The following is a 3,684-nucleotide window of genomic DNA, read 5'->3' on the forward strand; positions in this document are numbered from 1 at the left end:
AGTACCTGACCCAGTCCACGTGGTCGCACGCCGCCCTCTTTGTCGGCTTTGACGGCGACTTGCCGAATCCAGAGCATTGCTTCGTCGAGGCGGACCTCGTCGAGGGGGTGCGGGCCATCGGCTTCGACGAGTTTTCCGGCCTGCACACGCGGATTTGCCGGCCGGTCGGCCTCAACCAGGTTGAACGCGCCACGGTCGTCCGCTTTGTCGTCGAGCGCATCGGACATAGCTACGACCTCAAGAACGTAGTCGATCTGGTGCGTTACCTTCTGCCGACGCCGCCGGTTCCGACGCGCTGGCGGCGACGGATGATCGCGCTCGGCGGCGGCGACCCAACCCGAGCCATTTGTTCGACGCTCATCGTGGAAGCATTCCAATCGATCCGCTATCCGATCCTGCCGGTCATCGAACCCGCGATCGCCGAATTGCCCGAATGCGAGGACTGCGTGCGCGAGCAATGGCAGGTTCGCCATCACTCGCTGTTCACGCCGCGCGATTTCGACGCGTCGCCGTATTTCCAGATCGTGAAGCCAACCCTCGAGCGCGGATTCGACTTTCACAGGGTCCAATGGGCGGACGAGCGAGCGACGGCGTCTGCGACGGCCAGCCATGGATTGGTGAGCGGCTTAGCGAAGACGTGAGCCTCGGCTCGCCCCGTCGCCTGACGCACGAACGTTCGTCCTCACGCGGCGTGGAGACGCCGCCTTCCCGCCGGGTCCATCCCGAGTGGGCTGCGCGCCAACGCGGAGCCAATCGGGTGAAAGTATTTTCTTTGGGGCGCGAACCCCTTTACCCAATTCGCCCCTCTTGCTCAGTGAGGGCGTCCTTCAATCTGGCGCCAAGTGATCCGTTAGTTCGGGTTTCGGCTCGCTCTTCGGGGCCGCTGGTCCTTTCTGCGGACGGACACTGGCGATCGTTCGTTGTAGGCACGTAGATTGAGGACGACCTTGAAGAGAGTTCGAGATGGCCATGACAAGCCCTGCCACGCATGAACTGATCCAGGCGGCCCAACTCGGCGATAGCGCCGCGCTGAACCGCCTATTGCTGACGTCGCAGACTGACGCTCGGCGATATGCCCGCAAGCACTGCCAAAGCAGTGACATCGACGACGCGGTGCAAGAGGCGCTGTTGATCCTCGCAAAGAAGATCTCGGCGCTGAAGGCCGCGGCGGCGTTTTCGGGCTGGCTGTTCACGATCGTTCGCCGGGAATGCCAGAGGCTTTCGCGCGCGATGCTCCAACACGAATCGCTGGAAGACGAGCGCGTCGAAAGCTACCTCGCCGAAAAGACCGATATGACCCTACGCCTCGATCTGTCGCTCGCGTTGGAATCCCTGCCCGCGCACTATCGGCAGGTGATTTTGCTCCGCGATTTCGAGGAGCAGACCATCGCGGAGATAGCGAGCGTCCTGTGCCAGGAGCCTGCGGCGATCAAGAGCCGCTTGCACCGGGCCAGAGCGCTGGTGCGCGAATATCTGCTTAGTCCGGGCGGCCATGGCCTTCTCGAAACATCGCCGCACACCTCCAACCCACTTCCACGAAACCAAAGGTAACGCTGATGAACTCGAAAATTCTCGCCTATTCGATCGCCGCCCTGACCGCCGCCACGATCGCCCTGCCGGCGGCGGCGCAAACCGCGCCCACGGACGCGGCCAAGTGCAGCCCCAAGATGATGCAGAAGTGCGCCCCGAAAGCCTCGCACAAGCACTATGTCCATCATCGCAAGCATAACGCCATGCCGATGGCCAAGTGCGCGCCGAAATGTGCGCCCAAGTGCGCTCCCAAATGCGCGCCGAAGGGCTGAAGTTGCAGCGACATCCCAGGCCGGCGGCGCAAGCTCCGGCTCGGGACCCTGCCGCGCAAATCATCGACGTCTACGCGCGACTGGCCGCGTCGGGCCGACACTTGCTCGCCGGCGTTATCGGCGACTCTGCGCCTCAAGCCTGGGCGCACTATCCGGCGGACGACGCCCGTGACGCAGCGAGCGGCTACCAGTGGTTCTATCATTCCCACAGCGCGGACGACCGTCCGGGTTCGGAGGAGCACGGGCACATCCACCTGTTCGCCAGACAAGCGGCATGGCGCGGCAAGGTGTATTTCGCGGCGGAACGGCGGTGGCGCGAACGCCTTGGCGTTCCGGGCCTGCGCGCTCGGACCCGACATCTGCTGTGCATCGGCTTCAACGCGAAAGGCGTTCCCAGCAACCTGTTCACCGTGAACCGCTGGGTCACCGGCGATATGTTATTCAGCGCGGAAGCCACATTGCGGTTGCTGTCGGCGATACGCCTCGAGACGGGAAATGCCGAAGTGGACCGGCTGACGCTCGCTCTCGTCTGCCTTTGCCGCCCGGAGATGGAGCGGATCATGCAAACGAGGGACGCGGTCCTTTTGGATCGCGCGCGTCGGGGACCGGGCGTGTTCGACGATTCTGCGCTCGAAGTTCTCTCAGAAGTTCGAATCGATTTGGATCGGATTCTCGAGCGACGCTCGGGCTCGGCAGGCGACGGACGCATGCGTCGACTGAAAGAGGACAGCCGCATGCATGCGGCGTCGGATTCCCGTTACGACGGCGCCATTGGCGCGACCGCAAATGAAACGCACGGAGATTGAGCGATGAAAACGTCTCGAATCGGAAATATCGCGATGCTCGCGCTGGCGACCAGCGCGTGGATCTTTGTTTCTGGCGGCCCCGTTCTCGCAACAGAAACGCTAAAGCTGAACTTCACGACCCACGCCGCCTTCTTTTGTTCCGAGACCAAACAGCCCAAACCGCTCGATCCGCAGGCCTTCGTGCAGGACCCTGCGGCCGGCGAAGCGGTCGGCCCGCAAGGCATCAAGCACGTCGCCGGATTTCGTCCGGCGTTGATCGAACAGGATGCGAAGTCGGTAAAGGTCTTCAACGCGAACGGCAAACCGCTCGGATTCGATCTCGGACAATGGCTGGGGGCCACCGGTTCGGTTGAGGTGTCTGACAAGAGCGGCGCGCCCGTCCTCTCGGCGACATTCGCGGGCCTCGCGCCGGGCGGCCAATACAGCCTGTTCGAGAACCACTTCGACCAGAAGCCGATCGGCTTCACCCCGATGGACGGCGACGGCGCGACCAACAGTTTCGTCGCCGCCGCGGACGGGAGCGCCAAGGTGACGATGAAGCTTACGCACATGCCGACGCACGCCAATGCCGCCCTGCTCGTCTATCACAGCGACGGCAAGACCCACGGCGCCGAGCGCGGGCAGATCGGCGTCGACGCGCATCATCAATTGATCGCCCGACCGGAATGACTCCCTTTTCGCGCCGCGCGTTCATATCAGGAGCGTTGGCCGCGCTCGGCGGGTCGATCGCCAGGGCCCAGGAACTCGGGACGGGCTGCGCTTCGACTTTTCGCTCGGCTTCGTCTCAATTCGTTCGTCTCGAGCCCGCCACGCCGCTTCCCGAATTGACGCTCGAACGCCTTGATGGGCGAGCCATGAGGCTCGGCGATTTTCAGGGCGGCCTCGTGCTGATGAGCTTCTGGGCCACCTGGTGTCCGCCGTGCCGGCGGGAATTGCCGATGCCCGAACGGCTTCGGCAGGCTGGACGCGAAATTCCGCTCGAGGTGGTCGCGGTCTCGATCGATCAAGGCGGGCGAGCGGCCGTCGCGCCTTTCTTGCGCAATTTGAAGATCTCGAAGCTCAAGCCCTTCGTCGAT

Annotated in this window: 6 protein-coding genes; all 6 read left to right on the plus strand. The window is 63.5% G+C overall.

The window, feature by feature from the left end:
• Positions 1–641, plus strand: a 641-nt coding sequence (locus ACLP25_RS14990) for a lipo-like protein (protein ID WP_442469985.1), incomplete at its 5' end; no start/stop codon positions are given.
• A 322-nt stretch (positions 642–963) separates the two neighbouring features.
• Positions 964–1,551, plus strand: coding sequence for an RNA polymerase sigma factor (locus ACLP25_RS14995; protein ID WP_442469986.1), 588 nt, complete (start codon positions 964–966; stop codon positions 1,549–1,551).
• 5 nt (positions 1,552–1,556) lie between these two features.
• Positions 1,557–1,802, plus strand: coding sequence for a hypothetical protein (locus ACLP25_RS15000; RefSeq protein WP_442469987.1), 246 nt, complete (start codon positions 1,557–1,559; stop codon positions 1,800–1,802).
• Positions 1,784–2,608, plus strand: a complete 825-nt coding sequence (locus ACLP25_RS15005) for a DUF6969 family protein (RefSeq protein ID WP_442469988.1) — start codon at positions 1,784–1,786, stop codon at positions 2,606–2,608. The genes ACLP25_RS15000 and ACLP25_RS15005 overlap by 19 nt, the downstream gene beginning before the upstream one ends.
• Before the next feature lie 3 nt (positions 2,609–2,611).
• Positions 2,612–3,277 carry a hypothetical protein gene (locus ACLP25_RS15010; protein ID WP_442469989.1) on the plus strand — a complete coding sequence of 222 codons (666 nt, stop codon included), beginning with the start codon at positions 2,612–2,614 and terminating at the stop codon, positions 3,275–3,277.
• Positions 3,274–3,684: TlpA disulfide reductase family protein (locus tag ACLP25_RS15015; RefSeq protein WP_442469990.1), on the plus strand; the 411-nt coding region annotated here is incomplete at its 3' end. The genes ACLP25_RS15010 and ACLP25_RS15015, both read left to right, overlap by 4 nt.

The organism is Roseiarcus sp. (assembly GCF_052145395.1).
Classification (GTDB): Bacteria; Pseudomonadota; Alphaproteobacteria; order Rhizobiales; family Beijerinckiaceae; genus Roseiarcus.

What these genes read in the sequence shown, in the direction of transcription:
- ACLP25_RS15010 (WP_442469989.1), top strand. Translation starts at nt 2,612, where the DNA reads ATGAAAACGTCTCGAATCGGAAATATCGCGATGCTCGCGCTGGCGACC.
- ACLP25_RS15005 (WP_442469988.1), top strand. Translation starts at nt 1,784, where the DNA reads ATGCGCGCCGAAGGGCTGAAGTTGCAGCGACATCCCAGGCCGGCGGCG.
- ACLP25_RS15000 (WP_442469987.1), top strand. Translation starts at nt 1,557, where the DNA reads ATGAACTCGAAAATTCTCGCCTATTCGATCGCCGCCCTGACCGCCGCC.
- ACLP25_RS14995 (WP_442469986.1), top strand. Translation starts at nt 964, where the DNA reads ATGGCCATGACAAGCCCTGCCACGCATGAACTGATCCAGGCGGCCCAA.